Source organism: Brevibacillus sp. DP1.3A (assembly GCF_013284245.2).
GTDB lineage: Bacteria > Bacillota > Bacilli > Brevibacillales > Brevibacillaceae > Brevibacillus.
The window spans coordinates 2111449-2135028 of the sequence record NZ_CP085876.1; the positions used below are offsets into that span (position 1 = coordinate 2111449).

General features: G+C 49.2%; 20 protein-coding genes. 9 read left to right on the forward strand and 11 right to left on the reverse strand.

Going from position 1 to position 23580, the window contains the following annotated elements; translation table 11 throughout:
* Positions 1-23 precede the first annotated feature (23 nt).
* From HP399_RS09715 to HP399_RS09725, 3 genes are all read left to right on the forward strand, one after another.
* Positions 24-1661 carry a hypothetical protein gene (locus tag HP399_RS09715; protein ID WP_173618522.1) on the forward strand — a complete coding sequence of 546 codons (1638 nt, stop codon included), beginning with the start codon at positions 24-26 and terminating at the stop codon, positions 1659-1661.
* 78 nt (positions 1662-1739) lie between these two features.
* Complete coding sequence (locus HP399_RS09720; RefSeq protein ID WP_173618521.1) at positions 1740-2564, forward strand: aldo/keto reductase; 825 nt, start codon at positions 1740-1742, stop codon at positions 2562-2564.
* A 187-nt stretch (positions 2565-2751) separates the two neighbouring features.
* Positions 2752-3498 (forward strand): IclR family transcriptional regulator, encoded by a 747-nt coding sequence (locus tag HP399_RS09725; RefSeq protein ID WP_173618520.1) that lies wholly within the window; start codon positions 2752-2754, stop codon positions 3496-3498.
* Positions 3499-3569: 71 nt separating this feature from the next.
* Here HP399_RS09725 and HP399_RS09730 read toward each other — a convergent pair whose 3' ends face one another.
* Positions 3570-4535, reverse strand: coding sequence for an NAD(P)-dependent alcohol dehydrogenase (locus tag HP399_RS09730; protein ID WP_173618519.1), 966 nt, complete (start codon positions 4533-4535; stop codon positions 3570-3572).
* Positions 4536-4715: 180 nt separating this feature from the next.
* Here HP399_RS09730 and HP399_RS09735 point away from each other — a divergent pair, with 180 nt between their 5' ends.
* The 3 genes from HP399_RS09735 (at position 4716) to uvrA (ending at position 8601) form a co-directional block, all read left to right on the forward strand.
* Positions 4716-5348 carry a TetR/AcrR family transcriptional regulator gene (locus tag HP399_RS09735; protein WP_173618518.1) on the forward strand — a complete coding sequence of 211 codons (633 nt, stop codon included), beginning with the start codon at positions 4716-4718 and terminating at the stop codon, positions 5346-5348.
* Between the two features lie 9 nt (positions 5349-5357).
* A complete protein-coding gene (locus tag HP399_RS09740; RefSeq protein ID WP_173618517.1) occupies positions 5358-5861 on the forward strand; it encodes a DUF4188 domain-containing protein in 504 nt (167 codons plus the stop codon).
* 298 nt (positions 5862-6159) lie between these two features.
* A complete protein-coding gene (gene uvrA, locus HP399_RS09745) occupies positions 6160-8601 on the forward strand; it encodes an excinuclease ABC subunit UvrA (RefSeq protein ID WP_173618516.1) in 2442 nt (813 codons plus the stop codon).
* Positions 8602-8662: 61 nt separating this feature from the next.
* Here uvrA and HP399_RS09750 read toward each other — a convergent pair whose 3' ends face one another.
* The 5 genes from HP399_RS09750 to acnA all read right to left on the reverse strand — a co-directional run bounded on the left by HP399_RS09750 (position 8663) and on the right by acnA (position 15795).
* Positions 8663-8986, reverse strand: coding sequence for a DUF3892 domain-containing protein (locus HP399_RS09750; RefSeq protein ID WP_017250483.1), 324 nt, complete (start codon positions 8984-8986; stop codon positions 8663-8665).
* 71 nt (positions 8987-9057) lie between these two features.
* On the reverse strand, positions 9058-9864 hold the full coding sequence (locus tag HP399_RS09755) for a DUF2785 domain-containing protein (RefSeq protein WP_173618515.1): 807 nt from the start codon (positions 9862-9864) through the stop codon (positions 9058-9060).
* Between the two features lie 111 nt (positions 9865-9975).
* A complete protein-coding gene (locus tag HP399_RS09760) occupies positions 9976-11568 on the reverse strand; it encodes an alkaline phosphatase family protein (protein WP_173618514.1) in 1593 nt (530 codons plus the stop codon).
* Positions 11569-11648: 80 nt separating this feature from the next.
* Entirely contained in the window at positions 11649-12830 is a 1182-nt protein-coding gene (gene alr / locus HP399_RS09765) for an alanine racemase (protein WP_173618513.1), read from the reverse strand.
* Between the two features lie 235 nt (positions 12831-13065).
* Positions 13066-15795: an aconitate hydratase AcnA gene (gene acnA, locus HP399_RS09770; RefSeq protein WP_173618512.1), complete on the reverse strand. Its 2730-nt coding sequence runs from the start codon at positions 15793-15795 to the stop codon at positions 13066-13068.
* 290 nt (positions 15796-16085) lie between these two features.
* Here acnA and HP399_RS09775 point away from each other — a divergent pair, with 290 nt between their 5' ends.
* From HP399_RS09775 to HP399_RS09785, 3 genes are read left to right on the forward strand one after another with little or no spacing between them, the layout of a single operon-like run.
* Positions 16086-17843, forward strand: coding sequence for an ABC transporter ATP-binding protein (locus HP399_RS09775; RefSeq protein WP_173618511.1), 1758 nt, complete (start codon positions 16086-16088; stop codon positions 17841-17843).
* Positions 17844-17846: 3 nt separating this feature from the next.
* The gene (locus HP399_RS09780; RefSeq protein WP_173618510.1) at positions 17847-18521 is read left to right on the forward strand and encodes a response regulator transcription factor; all 675 of its coding nucleotides are present in this window, start codon (positions 17847-17849) and stop codon (positions 18519-18521) included.
* A complete protein-coding gene (locus HP399_RS09785) occupies positions 18518-19576 on the forward strand; it encodes a sensor histidine kinase (protein ID WP_173618509.1) in 1059 nt (352 codons plus the stop codon). The genes HP399_RS09780 and HP399_RS09785 overlap by 4 nt, the downstream gene beginning before the upstream one ends.
* Before the next feature lie 62 nt (positions 19577-19638).
* Here the strand turns inward: HP399_RS09785 and HP399_RS09790 are convergent, their stop codons facing one another.
* The 5 genes from HP399_RS09790 to HP399_RS09810 all read right to left on the reverse strand — a co-directional run bounded on the left by HP399_RS09790 (position 19639) and on the right by HP399_RS09810 (position 23556).
* A complete protein-coding gene (locus HP399_RS09790; protein WP_173618508.1) occupies positions 19639-20664 on the reverse strand; it encodes a ThiF family adenylyltransferase in 1026 nt (341 codons plus the stop codon).
* A 4-nt stretch (positions 20665-20668) separates the two neighbouring features.
* Positions 20669-21376, reverse strand: a complete 708-nt coding sequence (locus HP399_RS09795; protein WP_173618507.1) for a molybdenum cofactor biosynthesis protein — start codon at positions 21374-21376, stop codon at positions 20669-20671.
* 103 nt (positions 21377-21479) lie between these two features.
* On the reverse strand, positions 21480-22298 hold the full coding sequence (locus tag HP399_RS09800; protein WP_173618506.1) for an SPL family radical SAM protein: 819 nt from the start codon (positions 22296-22298) through the stop codon (positions 21480-21482).
* Between the two features lie 12 nt (positions 22299-22310).
* Entirely contained in the window at positions 22311-23024 is a 714-nt protein-coding gene (locus HP399_RS09805) for a 2OG-Fe(II) oxygenase (RefSeq protein WP_173618505.1), read from the reverse strand.
* Entirely contained in the window at positions 23017-23556 is a 540-nt protein-coding gene (locus HP399_RS09810; RefSeq protein WP_173618504.1) for a methylated-DNA--[protein]-cysteine S-methyltransferase, read from the reverse strand. Before HP399_RS09810 ends, HP399_RS09805 begins: the two co-directional genes overlap by 8 nt.
* Positions 23557-23580 lie beyond the last annotated feature (24 nt).

Below are 23580 nucleotides of genomic sequence, written 5' to 3' on the forward strand. Positions count from 1 at the left end.
TTAAGCAAAGTGAGGTGTTCGAGATGAAGAATCTGCGTTATTTTCCACATGAACGGAATGTGTATTTCAAAGGGAAGCTGTTAACCGTCAGAGATTTCGAATCAGAACAGCGCTATTTCAATGACAAACGTCGACTCACCAATCGGTTGCTTCACGGGGGTGGAGTGGTATGCGGTTTGCAGGTGATCGCTGTGGACGAAAAGCAGATTTCGGTCGAGGCTGGAGTTGCTCTCGATTATCTCGGGAGGGAAATCGTACTTCCTGAGCCTGTGAAGCTGAAGCTGTCGATGATGGAAGGCTTTAGCAACAACGATTACGCGAAAAATGTGTACGTCTGCTTGGCCTATGATGAAAAAGGCAAGGAGCAGGTCTTCTCCGTCTCTGAAACCGTCGAGCAGGAAATGGCTGAATACAACCGGGTGGCAGAAGGATATCGGCTTTTTATCAAAGAGGAGGCACCACATCCTGCTTCCATCGAAGGGGTGCAATTGGTAGAGCAAAGAGTGCTGCTATATGCAGATACACAGGTGCGCATCTGGCAGGCGACTCCACGATACGTCAATCCGGGTGAAGTATTTTCAATACAGTTGCACATTGAGAAGACGGTACAAACGTCACGGGTGCAATTCCAATACAAGCTGGATGCACCAGGGCTGACAGTCATGGAAAGCAGTGACGGTAGTGTATCCTTCTTAGAGCCAGTTGACGCGAAAGAGACGGATTACGTCATCTCCATTCCGATTAAGGCTGGCTGGGATCGCGGTACGGTAGAGCTGGAAGTGCTGGGTGGCAAGGCAGAGGTTCGACTCGGTGATCGCTTGGTGCATACCGATCTCGTTTCTGTAGGAAAAATCGAAATCACGCTAGACGATCTGGTAGAGCGGCTCGTGTCTGATTACTACAGTCGCAAGCTGGATCAGGTGACACAAGCGAACGAACAGCCTTTTCTTTATTTGGCAAAAGTCTGCTTGCTGCAAATGAATGCGACTTATGTGATTGAGAAGGTTGTTCCTGTTCCATTTGGTGAGTACGTGTATACACCAGCGCTTTTGCAAAAGCTTGCGTTGCGTGCACAGAAGGGAAAGCCAGTCGAGCAAGGCTCCCATGCGGATTCCTTTCGGGTGACCACGCGTGTGAAAGAAATCGCGGCAGGCGATAAGCCGCAGTTCGATGTGAGCTACGATAATCTGGCGTCTGTCTACCAGTTTGAGCTTGGACTGCCCCGAGCAGGAAAGGCAAATGAACAAGTAGCAACTGGTGTGGTGGAAATACCGATTGAGCCCTATTCGTCCAACTGGCCGTTTGGAGTCAAGATCGGCAATCGTTATTTTTCTGAGGAGTTCAAGCATTCCCTCGGGAAAGGCAACGTGTATGTCAGTGCAGGAATTGAGGATTTTCATGCAGATGTGATCGATGAGTTGCTTTCCCAACATGAGCAAGTGATGTACGGGCATAGCAGTGTTTTTGATGATTCGGAGTATGCGACAGATGCAGCGCATTTTGCCGTAGGGGTCATCGTTTATCCGCAGAAAGGAACAATTCGGATCGGCGTCCAGGTGAAGGGACCTGTTCAGACAGATCGGGTAAGGATCAGGTGGTGGGCGATCAAACCACTGGCAGCAGGGACAGAGGGCGAGGCGTATCCAGATTCGCAAGAGTAGCAAGGTTTGCTTCATTTTGAATTTATGCTACACTTTCTTAATGTAAGTACATATCAGCGGTAGACGGGAGGAGATCCAATGGCAACACATATCACAGATCATTCCGTTTTGAACAACGGGGTGAAGATGCCCTGGCTGGGTCTGGGTGTCTGGAAGGCAAAAGACGGAAACGAAACGTTGGCCGTCCGTTCCGCGATTGAGGCGGGTTATCGCAGTATAGACACGGCAGCTATCTACGGCAACGAAGCCGGCGTAGGCGAAGGAATCCGACAAGCCGGGATTGATCGCGATCAATTGTTCATTACGACTAAGGTGTGGAATGCGGATCAAGGCTACGAGTCAACGCTGAGTGCTTTTGATGAAAGTATGAAAAAGTTGGGTACCGATACGCTGGATTTGTACCTGATTCACTGGCCCGTAAAAGGCAAGTATGTAGATACATGGAGGGCCTTGGAAAAGCTGTACCGCGATGGATATGTACGTGCGATTGGCGTCAGTAATTTTCATAGCCACCATCTCGAGGATTTACGCCAACATAGCGAGATCATTCCAGTTGTCAACCAAGTCGAGTATCATCCATTGCTGACCCAAAAAGAATTGCATGCGTATTGCAAAGAGCACCACATTCAACTAGAGGCATGGAGCCCGTTGATGCAAGGAAATCTCGATCACCCTCTCTTGGTAGAATTGGGACAAAAATATGGCAAGTCGCCTGCACAAATTGTGCTTCGCTGGGATTTGGAAAACCAAGTGGTCACGATTCCGAAGTCGATCACACCAGAGCGGATTCGCCAGAACGCAGATGTTTTTGACTTCACTCTCAGTTCAGAGGATGTAGAAAAAATCACTGCCTTGAATGACAACAAGCGTTTTGGGCCAGACCCAGATCATTTTGATTTTTAAACAGACAACGATAACGCATAAAAGGGGAGCCGCAACAGGTCGGCTACCTTTTTTTTCATTCCTGTCTTTGAGCGGACCACGGATTCGCTCTTTACTATGCTTTATTTTTTCGTATACTGAAAAGTAGCATATTCGTTTCATCAGATGAAACGATCGGAACAAAGTAGGAAGCAGGTGTCAAACACTTATGGAAGAAGAACAAAAAGCAAACGTTCGAGCAGTCGATCGGGCTTTGGATATCCTGCTCTGTTTTACGGACGCTACGGATCTGGGCCTGAGCGAGATAGCGAGTCGACTCTCCTTGCATAAAAGTACTGTGCATCGTTTGCTGGCAACGCTGGAGAACAAAGGGTTTCTGATACGGGATGTTCAGACAGAGAAGTATCGACTTGGGTTTCGGGTTTGGGAGTTATCCGCCAATTTGTCGCAAAACGATGATCCAGCGATATTGCTGCTGCCGGAGATGGAGCGATTGCGGGATTTGGTGGAGGAAACGATCAGTCTGTACGTGCGGGATGGAAACGAGCGGATACGCGTACAGGCAGTCCAAAGCAAGCAGCCGATTCGCAGGGTGGCACCAATCGGGGCGCGTATGCCACTCACGGTGGGGGCATCCAGCAAAGTACTTATTGCATATGCAGAGCCGTTCATTTTGCAGGAAGTCATCAGCGACCCGAATTGGCCTGACTATGTGAACAAGGAGTCTTTTATTGAGCAATTGGATCAAATCAGGAAGCAAGGCTTCGCTACTAGCGTGGAGGAACGGGAGCTGGGGACAGCAGCCGTAGCCGTCCCGATATTCAACCGCAACGGACAATTGGTAGCGTCTATTGCGGCGTCGGGTCCTTCCAACCGCCTGACTCCTGAAAAAATGAGCCAATACGCTCCTTACATCATGGAAGCCGCCTATCGGATGGGAAAAATGATGAAATAGCGAAGAAGCCAATCAAAACACAAAGAGAATGTGTTTTGGTTGGCTTTATTTATTGAACGATCGATTCGTAATTATTGTCGCACGGTTAACACCACGTTGCCTTTCTTATGCCCCAGCTCCACATAGGAGTGGGCCTCCGATACTTGCTCTAGGGGATAAATGCGATCGATGATGGCACGCAGCTTGCCGGCCTCGATCAGCTCCTTTACATACCTCAAGTCTTCCGCGTTTTCCTTCGCGGTTCCACCAATCACCTTTTTACCGCTCGTCATGTTCGTCCATAACCCGCGAAGGATTGGCAGAGGGCTAAAATGGACCGCTCGCAGGTAGTAGCCGTTCGGTGTCAGTCGCTCGACGCATGCCTGAAACGGACTCTTTCCGACCGTATCGAAAATGATATCGTAGACCGCAGCCTCGTCCGCGAAGTTCTCTTTTGTGTAATCGATGATTCGGTCAGCCCCCAACGATCTTACGAGCTCCACGTTTGATGTACTGCACACTCCAGTCACTTCCGCACCGAAATGCTTGGCGAGCTGTACCGCATACGTCCCGACGCTGCCAGAAGCACCGTATATGAGCACGCGCCTGCCGCGCTGGATATTGCCCTTCCGTAGAAATTGCAAGGCCGTATAGGCACCGACCGGAACGGCTGCTGCTTCCTCAAACGTCATGTTCGCAGGCTTCAGTGCGATACAACCGTTCTCAGGTAAGCATTTGTATTCGGCATACGCGCCGAAGCCGTTTCCGCAGGCAGCATAGACGGCATCCCCCGGTTGAAACTGAGAAACACCACTGCCCGTTGATTCGACCACCCCGGCTAATTCGAAGCCGAGAATCTTGATTTTCCTCGGTTTCAACAGACCATTGAACAGACGTGCCAAGAAAGGATCTGCCTTGCGTAAACGCCAATCCCCCGCTGCGGCAGTTGCAGCATAGACTTTGATTAATACCTCGTCGTCCTTTGGTACCGGCTTGGCGACATCCCGGAGCTGTAGGACATTGGGCGGCCCGTATTGCTCGTATACGATCGCTTTCATCTCTTCGCCCTCCAATTAGCCTTGGCTGTTTTCCTATTTTATACGGAATCAATTGATTAAAGTTCTATTTTTATTTTTTGAATAGGGTGCTTGTTTTTGGTTACTCGAATAAAAAACTTTACTCAAGTTAATTTATATACTATGATAAACAAAAGTAGAAATATGAAAAAGGAGTACCAGATGGCAGAACCATTATCACTACGTGAGAAAAAGAAAGCAAAAAACAAATTCGCCCTTCTAGACGCTGCCTTGGAGCTGATAGGCGACGGGAGCTTCCGAAATGTACTGGTGGATGACATTTGCGAACGAGCAGAGGTGTCGAAGGTCACATTCTTTAAATTTTTCCCGCAAAAGGAAGAGCTCTTGATTTATTACATGAGCATATGGCAAGCAGAGTGCTTTGTTGAGTTGCGAAGTGCTGGCAAGAGAGGATGGGTAGCCGTTCGGCATATTTTTGCCAAGGTTACGCGCGATAGCGAGAAGCAGCCTGGGATCATGCTTAGCCTTATCAGCTTTTTAGCCGAGCAAAAAATGCACCCGTGTGTACCGATTTTATCTGATGCTGAATTGTATTTGCGCTTCCCTGAGGAAGAGCAGAGAGAAGCCATTAGAGCTACTGATCTGCATCAAATATTGCAAAAGTGTGTGCAAGAAGCAGCCGAAGATGGTCAGCTTGCCCTTCACCTGTCGGAGGAGGAAGCTGTAATTTTGTTATTCTCGATGTTTTACGGAGCTTATCTGACTGCACATTTGTTTCATGTGTCTGATTATATGTCGGGTTACGAGCTGCACCTCAAATCTTTGATAAGGTAGGGGAGTCGGATGGCAAAAGTAGTTCCGGGGCGTTTTACAGCACAAATGGAAGGACCTTTCGTCGTATTTATCATCGGGATGCGAATCAACCGAATGCTTGCGGTTCACAAGTGGATGCCAGTAGCCAACGCCATGGGAGGTATGATGCGAGAGTTGTATCAGCACCCGGAGCTCGGACTGTTGGGTCACACTTCGCATTTTAATCTCCGTGAAATCACCCAAATCCAGTACTGGCGATCCTATGAGCATCTAGAAAATTACGCGAGAACAAGCCACAATCATCTGAGCGCGTGGAGGAAGTTCAACCAAGCGGTAGGAACGGATGGAACGGTGGGGATTTTTCACGAGACGTACTTGGTCGATCCGGGGAAATACGAATGCCTTTACGGAAATATGCCTGTCTGGGGATTGGCCAAGGCAGGTGAGCATTTACCGGCAGTGGGAAAAAGGGAGACGGCACGCCGTCGTTTGGGCGGTGAGAACGAGCCAGCGATTCCTACTCCTACACAATAAGAGAAGATACCTCGAAAGCTATACATCCTGTCGCAAACAAGCGGCCCTTTCTTCTTTTTAGAGCGATGCAGCATGGGATTGTCTGTCCAACTGCTGCAAGGTCTAAGGAAGAGAGGGCCGTTTTGTTCGAGAAAAACGTTAAAGCTCCATGACGTGCTGCTTCGTATTTCTAACAGTGGTCAAAGGGGTATTTTTGCAATAACCTTGGCACTTGCATGAATGTTGTATAGTTGATCAAGCAGGTCAGTCATCGTCAGCAAAAGGGACTGATATTTCAATCATGAAGGAGGTTTTTTGCATGAAAGACTTGATTCGCATTCGGGGAGCAAGAGAAAACAACTTGAAGAACATTTCTCTCGAGATTCCCAAGCATCGTCTCGTGGTGGTAACCGGACCATCTGGATCGGGTAAATCGACGCTGGCACTTGATATTCTGCAGCGAGAATGCCAACGACAGTATATGGAGTCCAGTGGAATGTCATCTGAATCACTAGCGAAGCCTCGTGTGGATTCGATCGAAGGACTGTCTCCCTCCATTGCGATCAGTCAACATGTGACCAACCGCAATCCCAGATCGACAGTTGGAACCGTCACAGACATGTATACCTATCTGCGGACAGTCTATGAAAAGAAGGGGGAGAGACGCTGCCAGAAGTGTCACGCACCAATAGCACCTGCTGCCAATGGCAAAGAAACAGAAGCCGTCACGTGCCCGGTATGTGCCTATGTCCATCTCCCTCTGACCAAAGCAGATTTTTCGTTTAATACGCCCCAAGGTGCTTGCCCGACTTGCAGTGGATTGGGAACGGTCGTCGATATTGATGTGGAAGCCGTGTTTGATGAAACAAAGAGCATTCGGGAAGGAGCAGTTACCTTTTGGTACGAGGCGATTAATGAATATCAGGCTAGCGTGCTTGCGGCGGCTGGAAAACATTACGACTTGCCGATGAATCTGCCATTGAACGAGTACAACGAAGCGCAGTGGGATCTGCTCAAATATGGCGTGGAGAGCGATGAGTTTTCTCGACACTTCCCTTCTGTTCAGCCCCCGAAAACGGTAGGAAAGGGAAGGTTTAAAGGGGTCATCACAGGCATGTGGCAACGCTATAGGGAAAAAGATGGACAATCGGGTGAAGCTGCTTACTTTCTGACCCAACCTTGTCACGACTGCCATGGTGAGAGGTTAAAGGAGGAGAGTCGCCTCGTTACAGTAGAGGGCAGGACGCTGCCGAGCCTATCGAAGAGCTCATTAGAGGAGTTAGGGGATTGGGTGGAGAGTGTGCATGTACGAGCTGCCCGTGAAGAAGATACGATTTTGGAGGCTGTTCTCCATGATTTGCTTATCAAGATCAGGCGCGTCATCCATGTGGGGCTGGGTTACTTGACTCTTGATCGACAGGCCATCTCTCTTTCTGGTGGTGAAGCACAGCGATTGCGGCTCGCTTCCATTCTCGGCTCTGGCTTGACTGGTGTTCTTTATTTGCTGGATGAACCAACATCGGGTCTACATCCAAAGGACACGGATGGACTCGTGAAGGTCATGAAGGAGCTGCGTGATTTGGGCAACACGGTGCTGCTCATCGAGCATGACCAACGAGTGATTCAAGAAGCGGATCACGTGATTGATGTGGGGCCTGGAGCAGGACGTTTTGGTGGCGAAATCGTCGGGCAAGGTTCGCTGAAAGAATTGCTGAACCAACCGCATTCTGTCACAGGCCGCTACTTGAAAGAACAGCGAGTGCTGTCGTCCAAAGAGCGCAAAGGAACAGGTGAGCGGATCACGATTGAAGGGGCCACGTTGCACAATTTGCGCGATGTGACCGTATCGTTCCCACTGGGAAGACTGGTAGCAGTCTCAGGTGTCTCTGGCTCTGGTAAATCGACACTCGTCTACGATTTGCTGGCAGCGGCTGCCGAGAAGCGAACCGGAAAAGCAGTAGGGTGCCGCGCGATTACAGGACTTGAAGCCATTCAAAGTGTCATTACAGTGGATCAGTCGGCGCTATCACGCATGCAGCGCTCTAATGTCTCCACGTACGTCGACTTGTATACACTGTTGCGCAAAATATACGCTGCCTTGCCAGCAGCCAAAAAGCGTGGTTTGGATGCCAAGCACTTTTCATTCAATACGCCGGGCGGAAGATGTGAGCGCTGCGAGGGACTGGGGAGAGTGGAAGTGGACATGCATTTTCTATCCAACTTGCAGGTCGTCTGCCCGGATTGCCGCGGAAAAAGATTTCGTTCAGAGGTCTTGGAGGTAACGTACCAAGGCTATTCCATTTCCGATATCTTGATGCTTAGTATCGAGGAGAGCCTCTCCTTGTTTAGCGAGCAAAAGAAGATGACGCAATTGCTGACCCTGCTGTGTGAGGTAGGACTCGGCTACTTGCAATGGGGACAGTCCGTGACGACCTTGTCCGGTGGTGAAGGACAACGGTTGAAGCTGGCAAGGGAGTTGAGTGCATCTTCGACAGGGCATACGCTGTATTTACTGGATGAGCCATCGACAGGACTGCATCCGATTGACGTCGAGAAGCTCCATGTACTCTTGAGCAAATTGGTTGACGCCGGAAATACCGTGATTATGGTCGAGCACAACACAGAACTGATCGCTGCGTCAGACTGGGTGATTGATATGGGACCTGGAGGAGGTACTTCCGGAGGGACAGTGGTTGCGAGCGGAATGCCAAAAGAAGTAGCAGCCACGAAAGAGTCGATTACAGGAAAGTTTATCCACTAATCCAATACGCGTCGATACAAAAAAGGTCGCCCCGCTTCTTCTGTGGGCGACCTTTTTGCCGTCAAAAGTCAGGCAGACGATCCAAATTGTTTTCCTTGATGCCGTCTGGCTCACTCCGCAGAATGTCTCTTCCATATTTGTGAAACACGTCTACATGAGCCAGCTTGCCAGCCTTTGCATCGTTGAGTGCAGTGATATAATCGAGCTCACGGCCTGTGTCTGTTTTAAAGGCGATTAAGTCTCCATCGTCGTTTTTCCTGACGGCCACGATTTGTTCTTTTCCTGTATTCGTCAGTGGGCTGTTATCTCCATTTTCCTGGATCGCCTGTTGTTCTCCAGCATTTTTGTAGGCCTCATAAATTTGTTCAAAGCTCCGTTGATCCATGCATCATCCCTCCTCATCAGTAGGGTGCCTAAAATAGAGGAGAACATGCATTCGTTTTTTGCTTTCGGGGACTATGCTCGCTGTGCACTTAGAGGAAGTAAGGTCGCTGCTATCCGCTTATATTTTTCCTGGTCGTGGATACGATAGTACAGGCTCCGCAAAAAGTTTTTCACATTGATTCGCCCCGTATACGCTTCGATTGAATAGCTACTATCCAAACGATTCCCAAAACTCCGAACCCATCCATCGATATCATCCAAGGAGAGTTCATCACGATTCCAGACAGAAAGAACAGCAGTCACCAAACGCTCATCTTCTTCGTACGCATAAACTGATTTCGCCCCTGTGATTGTTTCACGGATGACTCCGAGAATTTGCTTCAGGTCAGTCTGATCCAGTTCACTGCATTGGGCCAGGTCATCGAGAGCGTCAGCAGCATGAGCGGTAGCATGTGCCCAGCCCTTTTCTTCCACATAGCCTCGCAGGTCTGTTTCTTGCCGTATGTAAGCGAAAAGTTTGTCTTTCACGTAAAGGATCGCTTCTTTGGCCAGAAAAGGATGATTCCGATGCAGGATCAGGATAAGGGGAAGCAATAAAACGGAAAAGGAGCGCGTGAATACCGAGTCAGTCCCACTTTCACCTATGCGATAAAATAAATGCTGGTCGTCGAGTGCAATCGCTAGCAGCTCTTGCAGCTGTTCAGGGGAGAGCACACCCTCCTCTATCCAATGAGAGAATGTAGAATAGATGAGCTCATCACGCAGTTGGGGATCGGGTGAACCGATGTGCGTAACCATTTCAAGCGCCAAATCAAAAGCATGTGGCGGCGCCAAAAAGCTATTCGCCCGAATCGCGGACAAGGTTTCTTTTAATGACATCTTCTCAGCTCCTTTATTTTCCTAATTTTACAACAATGATGGTGGCGACGGAATAAAAAGAGAAGAGGGCAGATTTGCCGATACCTGCCCTTTTTTTAAAAGCTGATTATCTCATTTGGTTGTCAGGTGCAGCAGCCAGTCTTTCAAGTCAACGATACGCAAAGTTTTGGGCCCCGTAGTGGTCCCGGTTACTAGCAGGGGAACAAGTGAGTCCAACTCGTGTAAGGAACCGTGTGCCGCTCCCCCAATATGAGTGGGAGAGCTTTCGGTAATGAGCTCATGCCCAGGCTGAACAGTAACGACCACATATCTGCCTTCATGCGAATTCATCGCACCGTAGAGCCTCGCCAAAACGTCCGGATATTTCCCATACGTGATCCGGTTCTTGTTCATGGTCATATCGAGCAGACTGGGATCACCGCTGAAGGTCCATTTTTGACCATATGGATCGGTAAAGGGACCGTTTGGTTGATAGGTAAACTTTCGGTTGATCTTGCCTGCTGTAACGACAATCTTTTTGTTTTCCTTCCTTGCAATGATGTCCAGCTTCGGTTCACGCTGCAAACGACTTGCGATATCGGATAACGGAATACGCGAGTCCAGGGCATAAATATAGGCCATCCGTTCGTTGGTCGAAATCACGATTTGGTTAGTAGGGGTCACAGGCTGACTGATTTTGGCTATTTGATAGTCGGTCAATAAGCTACGTAAGTCAATGGTAGCGGCCTTCCGATCATCCAGAACAGGGCTCTGGGCACTGTCCCCCATGACGATCCACCGCGCTTCTTTGATTGCCTTGTCCCACGAACCAAAAGTATCAAGCACGGTTTGCAGTGCTTTATCCGCTTTTTCAATCCCTTCAATGGTAGCTGCTCCCTTCCTGTGTACCTCCATGTCGTTTTCTGGAAAGTATGTGATGGTAAGAGGGGGGAGCTTCTTGTTGGTGATGAGATAATTGATCTCCTGTGCGGAAAACTCATCATTCATCCCGTATTTTCGCCACATGCGCTTTTCACTTTTTTGATTCGGATCAAGCTGGGCAAATGCTGCATACGACAGTAGTTTTGGTCCGGTTACATTCAGTTCACCTGGTAAACGCGTACTGAATTCAACGAGACGGGGAATCTGCAAGGTGTGCGCTGTTTTGCCTCGCCAAATAATACCATTGATCGAAGCCGAATCCTTGCCTTTTTCCGCCAGTTCTTCATGGATGGTTTTCGTATGCGGATTGAGCTGGACCAGGTTCAATTGATGAAGGATATCTAGCAGCACTTGTGGCTGATCGATCTTCAGACCTTCTTTGGGACCATACCCGTAATAAATCATCCGCTTTTCCTTGTTGCTGAACCAGGATAATCCCGGTACATGATGCTGATTGGCATACGTACCTGTAAGGAGGGTGCTGTCGATAGTTACCGACATGGTGGGAAAGGAGCTAACAACTTGCGGATAATAGCGCCCGTTTGCAAGCAAATAACCTAAAGCAGGAGCGCGGCCTTGGCGGATCGCTTCTTGAAGTGGTTTGTCCATTAACGAATCAATAAGAATGAGCAGGACAGGCTTTTGCGATTCATTTCTCTCAGCTGAGGGTTGAGTCTTAAGGCTATGCTGACGGATTTGGGAAGCTGAGTCTGGCTTGCAGCTGATTACAGTCAGACTCAGCGTCAACAGGAGAAGGATGGCGTATGTGAATCGCGACTTCATGTTTCCATTCCTTTTTTGCGAATTTGGTTTTCCCTATTTTTTGTTTTCGCAAAAAAAATTATTCTCCAAGCCTGCCTCATTTAACCTTCCGGCAACAGATGAGAGATCTCTACAACCACCCCTTTTTCCAAAAACAAACGAGGGATGCGATTACTGAGGGTGGCAACGACTTCATAGTTGATCGTCCCGAGCATTTCGGCAATCTCATCGACAGTAATCTCACGGTTTCCTTGCTTGCCGTAAATCACGACCTCATCGCCTTGCTTTCCACTGCCTTCTCCCAAGCTGACCATCATCTGATCCATTGTCACTCGCCCTGCGATCGGCAACCGTCTGCCTCGATACAGAACAAATCCCCGGTTAGAGAGTGCGCGTGAATAACCGTCTGCATAACCGATTGGAATCGTCCCGATGACCTCTCCGCGCTTTGCTATGTATGTTGCACCGTAACTGATGGTATACGGTGGCGTCAGCATTGTCTTTACATAGGAGAAGCGCGATTTCAAGCTGAGCGCCGGAACGAGCTTGACGCGATGGAGCTGTCGGATATAAGCGGATGGATACAGCCCATACATGCCGATTCCGAGGCGGATCATATCGGCGCTGTATGCGGGAAAAGCAATGGTAGCAGCGGTGTTGCACATGTGTACGGTCGGAAGCTCGAAGCCTTTTTCCTTCAGAAAACGAAGAAATTGAACAAACAACTCGTGTTGAGCTTTGGTCAATGTGTGATCAGGTTCATCCGCAGTGGAAAAATGAGTGAAGATTCCGGTCCATGCAAGGGAAGAGCTGGACGTTAATGCTTTCACAACTGAAAGCAACTCAGATTTTGTCCGTACGCCTAAACGTCCCATACCAGTATCGATGTTGATATGGATGTTCAGACGATTGGAGAAAGCTGTTGATTTGACAATTTTATCGGCTTTTTTGATCCAATCAGTCTGGAAGGCAGACAGCTCAATATTCCAGGCAACCGCTTCTTTGACACGTGAAAGAGGAGTGAATCCCAGCACGAGTATAGGGGCTACAATTCCCGCCTTTCGTAAGACGATACCTTCTTCCAAAATGGCGACAGCGAGGGAAGTAGCGCCGTACTCGAGGGCATGGCGGGCTACTCCAACAGAACCATGGCCATAGGCATTCGCTTTTACAACCGCCATGATTTTCGTCCGTTTAGGAATATGTCGGCGTATCGCCCGAATGTTTTTCTTGATGGCATCGAGATTTACCTCAATCCAGGTTTCGCGAAAAAACTGTTTCATCACGAATCCCTCCCTTTTTCTGGGAAACACTTCCCTCTTCCATGCGTATTCACCACATCTTCCACTTAAGCGTGGCCTATCAGGAAGAGGAAACAAAAAGCAGTCAATCGGTAACCTGCAAACGACAGCCATGCGTCTGGCTGGAAACGTAAAAAGAGCAGACTGCCGAGATAACTCGGAGTCTGCTCTTTTCATTGGGTGGGTGCTGATACGAACTTATTTTTTATTCGTTTGCTTACGCAGTTACTGGTTTACCTTCATCCAGCAATTGACGCAGAACCGTTTGCAGGATACCACCATTGCGGTAGTAGTCTACGTCTACCATGGAATCGAGGCGCACAATTACTTCGAATTCCAAAGTGCTGCCGTCTTTTTTCGTTGCTTCTACTTTTACGCGTTGGCCAGGTTGAACATCATCGGAGAGGCCCACAATGTTGAAGGACTCAGTACCGTCGATGCCAAGGGACTTCCAGCTTTGGTCACCAGCGAATTGCAGAGGCAGAACGCCCATACCAACCAGGTTAGCACGGTGGATACGCTCGAAGCTCTCAGCGATAACCGCTTTGATACCCAAGAGGAATGTACCTTTTGCTGCCCAGTCACGGGAAGAACCAGTACCGTACTCTTTACCAGCCAGTACAACGAGTGGAGTACCGTCTGCTTGATACTTCATAGAAGCATCGTAGATGGACATTACTTCGTCAGTTGGCAAGTATTTGGTTACGCCGCCCTCAGTTCCAGGAGCTACTTGGTTGCGGATACGGATGTTTGCAAATGTACCGCGCATCATTACATCGTGGCTACCACGACGAGCACCGTAGGAGTTGAAGTCTTTGCGCTCTACGCCGTTTGCTTGCAGATACAGACCTGCTGGGCTAGTTGGCGAGATGTTACCAGCTGGGGAGATATGGTCAGTCGTCACAGAATCACCGAAGAGTGCGATGGTGTTCGCTGCTTTGATGTCTGCGATTTTAGCGATTTCTCCAGCTAGGTTTTGGAAGAATGGCGGCTCTTGGATGTACGTGGATTTTTCATCCCACTCATACAGGTCGCCAGTTGGAACGTCGATTTTGTTCCAAGCTTCGTTTTGCGTGAACACTTGGCCGTACTCAGCGCGGAACAGAGCAGGATTCATAGCTTTGTCCATTGCAGCTGCGATCTCTTGTGGAGATGGCCAGATGTCTTTCAAGAATACAGGTTGACCGTCATTGCCAGTACCGATTGGCTCTGTAGTCAGGTCGATATCTACAGTACCTGCCAGTGCATAGGCGATAACCAATGGAGGAGAAGCGAGGTAGTTCGCTTTTACCTGTGCATGGATACGGCCTTCGAAGTTACGGTTACCGGAGAGTACCGCTGCAACTGTCAGATCTTCGTCTGCGATAGCTTTGCTGGTTTCCTCTGGCAATGGGCCGGAGTTACCGATGCAAGTGGTGCAACCATAACCTACTACGTTGAATCCGATAGCATCCAAGGAGTCGATCAGACCAGCGTCAGTCAGGTATTGTGTAACTACGCGGGAACCTGGAGCCAGGGAGCTTTTTACGAAAGCAGGCTTTTTCAGGCCTTTTTCCACTGCTTTTTTCGCCAGGATACCTGCACCCAGCATTACGCTAGGATTTGATGTATTGGTACAGGAAGTGATCGCTGCGATTACAACCGAACCAGTTTTCAGCGTAGCTTTTTCACCGTTTGCATAAGCAACTGGTGCGCTAGCTGCGATTTTCTCTTCGGAGAGACCAAATCCGCCTTTGTCGATCGGCGTCACGAGGCTGTTATTGAAGGATTCCTTCATAGCAGTCAGTTCTACGCGGTCTTGAGGACGTTTTGGACCAGCCAAGCTAGGTACGACAGTGGACAGATCCAGTTCCAATGTTTCGGAGAATACTGGGTCAACAGTCTCGTCAGTACGGAAGAGGCCTTGTGCTTTGGTGTAAGTTTCAACCAAAGAGATGAGGTCTTCTTCACGACCAGTTTGACGCATGTAGTTGATTGTTTCAGCATCTACTGGGAAGAAGCCCATTGTAGCGCCGTACTCAGGTGCCATGTTTGCTACGGTAGCGCGGTCAGCCAGCGAGATGTTGGACAGGCCTGGTCCGTAGAACTCCACGAATTTACCTACAACGCCTTTTTTACGCAGCATTTGCGTAACAGTCAGAGCGAGGTCGGTTGCAGTTGCACCAGCATTCAGTGTGCCAGTCAGTTTGAAACCAACTACTTCTGGAGTTACGAAATACAGAGGTTGGCCGAGCATTCCTGCTTCTGCCTCGATACCACCAACACCCCATCCAAGAACACCAAGACCGTTGATCATAGTGGTGTGGGAGTCAGTACCTACGAGAGAGTCAGGGAAAGCAACCAATTCGCCATCTACTTCACGAGTAGCGATTACAGTTGCGAGGTACTCCAAGTTTACTTGGTGAACGATACCAGTAGCTGGAGGAACCGCACGGAAGTTGTCAAACGCAGTTTGTGCCCAACGCAGGAAGCGGTAGCGCTCTTGGTTGCGTTCGAATTCCAATTTCATGTTGTTGTCCAGAGCGGACGCGTTACCGAAATCGTCAACCATGACGGAGTGGTCGATAACGAGGTCAACTGGAACCAATGGGTTGATTCGTTTTGGATCTCCACCAGCGCGCTTCATCGCGATGCGCATCGCTGCCAAGTCAACTACAGCCGGTACACCGGTGAAGTCTTGCAGAACGATACGAGCTGGCATGAGAGGTACTTCTTGGTTTTCGTCGCGGCCTTTTGTCCAGGTCGCCAATTGTTGTACGTGTTCTTTAGTGATCGCGCGGCCGTCGAACTGACGGACAGCAGCCTCGAGCAGAACTTTAATGGAGAACGGCAGTTTGGAAACATCGCCCAATCCTTGTTCTTCCAACCCTTGCAGGCGATAGTAAGCAAAAGACTTGTCGCCTACTTGCAGGGAAGACTTTACTTTGTAAGCATCTTTGTTAGCCAATGTATACAACCTCCCTAGTAATAACTTGGAGTTTCATCTGATGAAACCTTGTTTCGTTTCTTCATTACGAACCTATTATATACGATTTGTTTCCCGGCTTCTACCCCAAATTCATCATTTATATACAAAAATCATAGGTAAAGAAAATTGGATCACGAACGTCTTCTTATTATAAAGAAGAAAATTGCACGCACTTCAATTATTATCCCGTTTATATTTCGTTTACATTCATGCAGTATCTTATCTCTTGCAAGTGAAAATGAGTGGAGGAAAAAGGGGAGAAATGACGAATGGAACAGACCAATAGCGTAGCGAAATGGGGAAACTGGCGACCTTTCTTTCGATTAATAAGGGAAACAAAACCATCCAAGCTAAAAATCGGTGTCGCGTTGTTCATGAGCATCGCCACCACACTGGTTAGTTTAGTAATTCCGTTGTTTACGAAGGATTTGGTGGACAGCTTTTCCCTATCTACGATCACAACACCACAAATCATTTTATTGATCGTTGCCTTTATCGTACAAGCCATTGTGGGAGGGTTGTCCATCTACTTATTAAATCATGTCGGCGAGAGTGTGGTGGCCTCACTCCGTGAACGACTCTGGAAAAAGCTGCTCGTCCTGCCGATCTCTTATTATGATAACAACCGGACGGGTGAGACGATCAGTCGAATGACCAACGATACAGGTGTCGTGAAAAGCCTGATTAGTGATCAACTGTCCAGCTTTTTCACAGGATTAATCACAATTGTTGGTTCTGTCGTGACTTTGCTATACCTCGATTGGCAAATGACGTTAACAATGCTCGTTGCTGTACCGCTGTGCATCGGGATTCTCATTCCGCTAGGCAGTCAGATGTACAAAATTTCGAAAGGACTGCAAGATGAGACCGCCAGCTTTACGACGATTATGAATCAAGTGCTCCAAGAGATGCGGCTCGTCAAATCTTCCAATGCCGAAACACACGAACTGGGGATGGGAACAAAGGCAATCGGGAATTTGTTCCGATTCGGGCTAAAAGAAGGAAGAGTCCAAGCCGTCATTGGACCGTTAATGTCCTTTATCCTGATGGTGCTGCTTGTTGTTGTGATCGGCTATGGTGGCATGCGGGTGTCCACGGGAGTATTGACAGCTGGTGAGCTAGTCGCGTTTATTTTGTATCTGGTGCAAATCGTCATACCACTGGGGCAATTCACACAGTTTTTCACCTCCTTGCAAAAAGCCATGGGGGCAACAGAAAGAATCATTACGACTCTGGACGCCGAAGAAGAAGATCTTTTGACAGGACAAACGCTTGAAAACGCTGGCCTGCCCATTCATTTGAACCATGTGAGCTTTGCATATGAGAACGGGGAAACGATTCTCGATGATGTCACCTTTACGATTGGGGCCGGAAAAGTAAATGCGATTGTCGGACCAAGCGGTAGCGGCAAGACGACGTTGTTTTCCCTGGTTGAAAGGTATTACCAGCCACTGAGTGGAGAAATCAGGCTGGGCAATGATCCCATCACGGATTTTTCGTTGAAGTCATGGAGAAGTCAAATCGGCTACGTGTCCCAGGAAAGTCCATTGATCGCCGGAACCATCCGAGAAAATATTTGCTACGGGATTTCACGGGCGATTAGCGAGGAGGAACTGAAGGAGGCAGCAAAGATGGCCTATGCGGATCAATTTATTGAAGAATTGCCGAATGGCTATGAGACAGAAGTAGGGGAGCGAGGCATGAAGCTATCGGGCGGTCAGCGCCAACGAATTGGGATTGCCCGTGCACTGCTTCGGGACCCGCAAATCTTGATGCTCGATGAAGCGACCTCTAGCTTGGACAGCAATTCCGAGATGATCGTCCAGAAGGCGTTGCAAAATTTGATGAAGGGACGTACCACCCTCGTGATCGCCCATCGCTTATCGACTGTAGTGGAAGCAGATCAAATCGTCTTTTTGGAAAAGGGAAAAATCACAGGTATGGGTACACATGAAGAGCTTTTTCAAACCCATGAGATGTACCGCGAATTGGCTAGTCAGCAATTGCTCGTAAAAGAGAGGGTGTAGAACGTGACCACGATTATGGTAGTCGACGACGATCCGCATATTCGCGAGCTCGTCAGCGTCTTCTTGCGCAATGAAGGCTTTACGATAGTGGAAGCGGCAGACGGACAGGAGGCACTGGACAAACTGGAATCGGTTCAGGCACAACTGGTGATTCTTGACATCATGATGCCGAACATGGATGGCTGGGAGTTGTGTCGAAAGCTTCGCAAGCATTATGATTTTCCCTTGCTCATGCTGACTGCGAAGGGAGAGACATCGCAAAAAATCAAAGGCTTTGAGCTAGGGACAGACGATTATTTGGTGAAGCCGTTTGATCCGCAGGAGCTGGTCGTCCGGGTAAAAGCGCTGCTCAAGCGTTACCGGATTGCCGCTTCGCATCAGGTTCAAGCAGGGAAACTGCTGCTTGATCGTAAAACGTTTGCAGTAGCCAGTGGCACGAAAACATGGACCATTCCACTAAAGGAGTTCGAGCTGCTGTTCAAACTGGCCAGCAATCCCGGGCAGACCATTTCCCGCGAGCAGCTGATCGAACAAATATGGGGCTATGATTTTGAAGGAAATGAGCGTACGGTAGACGTGCATATCAACCGCTTGAGGGAGCGTTTTCCAGAAGCGATGTACGGCTTTTTGATCCGAACAGTCCGGGGACTTGGTTATCGTTTGGAGATCGTCGTATGAAAAAGAGGGGGCCAGAATATTCTCGTGTTTTGCTGAAAATCGCAGGAGTGGTGGGCTTATGTGCTGTTTTTGCCTTATGCGGGCTAGGTGCATACGGGAGTACCACTCTCTTTTATGGCTATATGGGCTATCATCCCAATGATCTTGTAGAAGCGTTGGTCAATTCAGTTGTGAGCTTCATTTTGTTTATTGGGGTAGGCATGATCATATCTTTTTTCACCATGCCAAGGCATCGGGGCAGGTTTCAACCATTGATTGATGCGCTCAGACGGATTGCCATGGGGGATTTTCGGGTCAATCTCGATATCAAGCTGGCGCACGAATGGGGGGAGCTGGTGGATGGCATCAACCACGTGGCGGAGCAATTAAATGAGATGGAGAAGCTGCGGCAGGAGTTCATCTCCAATGTTTCCCACGAAATTCAATCGCCTTTGACGTCGATCAGCGGGTTTGCTCGCGCCCTGCATAATGAAAGACTTAGCCCAGAAGAGCGTCATCGTTACTTGGAGATTATTGAGTCGGAAAGCAAGCGACTATCCAAGATCAGTGACAACCTGCTTAAGCTCACTGCGCTAGAAGGCATCCAGCATGATTTAGAACGGAAGCGGTATCGGTTGGACACGCAGCTACGCACGATCATCCTTGCATGTGAACCGCAATGGATGGCGAAAGAGATTGAAATGGACATCGACTTGGAAAAAGTCGAAATCGTCGCCGACGAAGATATGCTGAGTCAAGTCTGGACCAACTTGCTAGGCAACAGCATCAAATTCACGGAGGCAGGCGGGAAAATCAGCGTAAAGCTGGAGACAGTAAATGGAGAAGTGCTCGTGAAAGTGGCCGACTCGGGAATCGGGATATCTAAGGAAAATCAGGAGCGCATTTTCGAGAGGTTTTTCAAGGCGGACCCATCGCGGAACCGTGCCAATTCGGGCAGTGGCCTGGGACTGGCAATCGTTAAAAAAATAATCGATTTGCATCATGCCACAATCGCCGTTGAGAGTGAAGTAGGGAAAGGTACCACGTTTACGATTACATTTGTTCTAACGGCATAAAAAAGCTGCCCCTTCGTCCGGATGACGGTCTGGGACAGCTTTTTTCATGACGAGTAAACCAGTTACGCGCCGATATACTTGGCATGAAGCGAACGTGCCAAGCTGATGTCATCTGTGCCTTGCACGAGGACGCGACCATCCGGGAAAATAACGAGCGTGTACGTATCGACACGGAAACGCAGCAAAAACTTGTTTTGCTCGATTTGTCCCAAAGGGGAGAGTCTATCAGCCAATGCGTTCAGATCAAGTGTCATTGCAGCGGCGGGCGAGATTTGTACGGTGTCTCGACCGCAAAGCGAAACGGCTTGTCCATCTTGAGTATCGGGCTGCAAAAACGAAAATTGCTTGTGCCCACATGTCGGACAGTCGTCTCGGCGGGCATTGACCACCTTGATTTGCTGATGGCGGTTATGCCAAATCTCAAAGTGCTCCAAATTCGGATTGAGCTCATCGGTTGCGTTCACTAACAGCTTGAATGCTTCTGTTGCCTGATAGGAGGCGACGATGTGAATGATCGGTCCGATGACGCCAGCCGTGTCACAGGTAGGCATCTCACCTGGGTTTGGCGCTTCAGGGAAAAGACAGCGCAAGCAAGGCGTGATTCCCGGACGAATCGCTGTAAATGTTCCGGTTGCACTCACAGCGCCACCGTACACCCACGGAATACTATGCTTAACGCAAACATCGTTCACGAGATATCTCACCTGAAAATTATCCGTCGCATCTAGAACGAGATCGACATCTGCCAGCAATTCCTCTGCATTGTAAGCGGTGAGGTCTGCGACAATCGGTTCGATGGTGACGGCTGAGTTGATCTTTGTCAGTTTGGCGTGAGCGGCGATGGCTTTTGGCAAATGCTCGGCTGCATCGGATTCGTCGTAGAGCATTTGACGCTGCAAGTTGCTCGGCTCGACAAAGTCGCGGTCAATGATGCGGACAAAACCTACTCCAGCACGGACCATATGATTGGAGAGAACAGTTCCGAGCGCTCCCATGCCGACGATGGCTACACGGCTTTGCCCGAGCTTTTCCTGTCCACTGCGCCCGATCGGATGAAACAATATCTGACGGGAATAGCGAGTATCCAAGGCGTTACTCCACCTTTCCTTCTGGCATCGCAAGCGGATTCCACGGTCCTTGCTGATGTCCCTTCCATTCGCTTCCATCTTCCCACATTTCTTTTTTCCAAATAGGAACGATCTGCTTGAGTCGCTCGATGGCATAACGGCCTGCTTCAAACGATTCATTACGATGTGCAGTTGCAACGGCACAAACAACCGCAATCTCTTCCACAGCCAAATTACCGATACGATGGTGCATCGCGACTTGTGCTCCCGGCCAGCGTTCCTCGATCTCTGCTGCGACCTGCTTCATTTTTTCAACAGCCATAGGGGCATAAGCTTCATAAGACAAATAAACCGTGCGCTGACCATGGGTAAATTCCCGAACAGTTCCGACAAAAGTAAGGACCGCGCCTGCATGCGGGTTGCTCACCAGGCGAACCAGCTTGTCCGCAGAAATAGGCTCCTCGGTAATGGCAAAGCGCGGATCTTCTTCTCCGCCGCTTACAGGAGGTAAGAGGGCAATCTCGTCGTTGGCTGAAATGACCTGATTTTTCGCCGCATATTCATGATTGATGGAGACGAAGCAACTGCCCAAAAGCGCAGAGAGCGCAGGATATTCTTTTTCCACTGCTTGCAGAAGATCGCTAACGGTCGCGCCTTCAGATAGGGTCAATTGTACTTCCCGGGCATTCGCACGTTCAGCGAGTCCGGCAAATAACAAGATCGTAATGGTCAAGACAATTCCTCATTTCCCTAGATGATACTACTCTCTAGGCTAGACGATATCATAAACCGATCAAAGTTGCCAATGAATGGGGTGTTTCAATCAGCGGTTGATTCTAAGGGGCGAAGCCTTCCTGACTCAAATAGATCTGGTCCGGGGGGAAAACACGTAATAGCCGATCATAGACGATCCGATAGGCGGAGGGATCATACCATTGTTCCAGTCCAAGCTGTTCATAGAGAGCAGGAATGCCGTTTCTTTTTGTTCGTTTACCGCCGCTGCCATCTCCCATATAAAAGTCGTCGACACAGACGCGTGTTACCAAGGGGCGCAAAATCTCGGGGAATGACTCACTGCTTGGCAAAACAGGGGCAAGGGTTGCTTGAGTAGGGATGCCTGCTTCCGCCAAGCGCTCGAGTGTTTTGAGCCGCGCTTGAATGGGGGGAGCTTGCGGGCTAAAGTGCCTACGAATCTCCTCCAAATCGGTCTCGACGGTCATGCTGACACGGACGCGATCACCCAGCAGGAGCAACAAATCGGCATCCCGCCAAACCAAGGGACTTCTCGTCTGCACCAACAAAAAATCGGGTGGATTCTCTACCATGACTTCGAGTAAAGACCTCGTTACCTTTTCCGTTTGTTCGATGGGCTGGTACGGGTCTGTACTCGAAGACATGAAGATGGTCACCTTTCCTTTTTTCTTTGCCCGGATTAGCTCCTTGCGCAATAAATCGGCAGCATGCTGCTTAATGTCAACCCACGTGCCCCATTGCTCGTTGCGGAACAAAGAGACAGGCATTTGTCGAACATAGCAATAGGAGCAGGCGAAAGAACAGCCTGTATACGGATTGAGCGAGTGGGTGTAATCCTCAAGAAATCCGCTTCCTTTATTGAGGAGGGTTTTCGGCATTTTATAGGAAAGGATGCATTTCATATTGGGCATTCCTCACTTTGCATCATGAAAAATAATCCCGAGGCTGTAACGCTTTCCTGAGGTAATCGTGCTGACACCGTGGCGCAGCGTGTTTTTATAGTAGCCTCGCGTTCCCTGCACAGGACGATAGGATGTCGGGAAAATCAGGCCAGCGCCTTGCTCCAAGGTTATCACATGTCCTCGGCTCTGCGCGCGTGGCCGTTGCTCCATCAGCAGAAATTCTCCGCCAGTGTAGTCCTTCTCCTTCTGATTTAAGGCAAAAACGACTTGAAACGGGAAGAACACCTCGCCGTACATATCCTGGTGTAAACAATTGTAGCCGCCCATTTCGTATTTCAAAATCAATGGAGTAGAGCGCAGTTGACCCTGATCGTGACATTGCGCCAAAAATTCAGGGAGGGTAGCAGGATAGATGGCTTCGCGTCCAAGCATTTCCAGCCATCGATTCGCAGTCTGGGCAAGCATCGGATAAAAGCCTTCGCGAAGCTCCTGCAAAAGCGAGGGAAGGGGAGGCTGATAATAACGATACTCTCCTTCGCCGAAACGGTACCGTGCCATCTGGATCGTATTGCGAAAAAGGTCATCCTCTCCATACGAAGCGATTAATTCGTCGCACGCATCCGCGCTTAATAAGGAAGGAAAAGAAGCATAGCCTTGTTCGTCCAGCTCCTGTTGCAGGGAATGCCAGTCAAGTGCAGCGATCCTTTCTGTCACTGATTTAGCCATGCCTCACACCCCGATTTGTCTTTTTCTCCAGATCAAGCAGAGTTGTCTTCATGGACAGTCCTCCACGATAGCCAGTTAGTGATCCGTTTTTACCGACAACGCGGTGGCAGGGGACTGTAATGAGAACCGGATTGGCACCGATTGCTGCACCGACGGCACGAACAGCAGCAGGCTTTTCAATGATGTTCGCAATGTCGGTGTACGATGCCGTTTGACCGTATGGGATTTGGCACAGTGCCTCCCAGACAGCGAGCTGAAAAGGCGTTCCAGACAGGTCGCAATCCATGGAAAAATGCTCGCGCGTCCCCTGCAAATACTCCATCAGTTCTGTTGCAAAAGGCTTTAGCCATGGTTCGTCTTGCACCAGTGCACTTTGTGGATGATGCTTTTCAACCCACGCTTCCAATTCAGCAAAAGGCTGGTTGACCGAGCCGACATAACAAAGCCCGGCAGTCGTTGCAGCCAAATAAATGGTCCAATCACCATGCACAAGCATTGACCAACGTACCGTCTGATCCTTAATCGTTTCCATTTCCATACGCCTCCTTTGAGCTGT

What these genes read in the sequence shown, in the direction of transcription:
- HP399_RS09735 (WP_173618518.1), top strand. Translation starts at nt 4,716, where the DNA reads ATGGCAGAACCATTATCACTACGTGAGAAAAAGAAAGCAAAAAACAAA.
- HP399_RS09725 (WP_173618520.1), top strand. Translation starts at nt 2,752, where the DNA reads ATGGAAGAAGAACAAAAAGCAAACGTTCGAGCAGTCGATCGGGCTTTG.
- HP399_RS09810 (WP_173618504.1), bottom strand. Translation starts at nt 23,556, where the DNA reads ATGGAAACGATTAAGGATCAGACGGTACGTTGGTCAATGCTTGTGCAT.
- alr (WP_173618513.1), bottom strand. Translation starts at nt 12,830, where the DNA reads ATGAAACAGTTTTTTCGCGAAACCTGGATTGAGGTAAATCTCGATGCC.
- HP399_RS09785 (WP_173618509.1), top strand. Translation starts at nt 18,518, where the DNA reads ATGAAAAAGAGGGGGCCAGAATATTCTCGTGTTTTGCTGAAAATCGCA.
- HP399_RS09715 (WP_173618522.1), top strand. Translation starts at nt 24, where the DNA reads ATGAAGAATCTGCGTTATTTTCCACATGAACGGAATGTGTATTTCAAA.
- HP399_RS09775 (WP_173618511.1), top strand. Translation starts at nt 16,086, where the DNA reads ATGGAACAGACCAATAGCGTAGCGAAATGGGGAAACTGGCGACCTTTC.
- HP399_RS09740 (WP_173618517.1), top strand. Translation starts at nt 5,358, where the DNA reads ATGGCAAAAGTAGTTCCGGGGCGTTTTACAGCACAAATGGAAGGACCT.
- HP399_RS09720 (WP_173618521.1), top strand. Translation starts at nt 1,740, where the DNA reads ATGGCAACACATATCACAGATCATTCCGTTTTGAACAACGGGGTGAAG.
- uvrA (WP_173618516.1), top strand. Translation starts at nt 6,160, where the DNA reads ATGAAAGACTTGATTCGCATTCGGGGAGCAAGAGAAAACAACTTGAAG.
- HP399_RS09805 (WP_173618505.1), bottom strand. Translation starts at nt 23,024, where the DNA reads ATGGCTAAATCAGTGACAGAAAGGATCGCTGCACTTGACTGGCATTCC.
- HP399_RS09755 (WP_173618515.1), bottom strand. Translation starts at nt 9,864, where the DNA reads ATGTCATTAAAAGAAACCTTGTCCGCGATTCGGGCGAATAGCTTTTTG.
- HP399_RS09800 (WP_173618506.1), bottom strand. Translation starts at nt 22,298, where the DNA reads ATGAAATGCATCCTTTCCTATAAAATGCCGAAAACCCTCCTCAATAAA.
- HP399_RS09750 (WP_017250483.1), bottom strand. Translation starts at nt 8,986, where the DNA reads ATGGATCAACGGAGCTTTGAACAAATTTATGAGGCCTACAAAAATGCT.
- HP399_RS09760 (WP_173618514.1), bottom strand. Translation starts at nt 11,568, where the DNA reads ATGAAGTCGCGATTCACATACGCCATCCTTCTCCTGTTGACGCTGAGT.
- HP399_RS09730 (WP_173618519.1), bottom strand. Translation starts at nt 4,535, where the DNA reads ATGAAAGCGATCGTATACGAGCAATACGGGCCGCCCAATGTCCTACAG.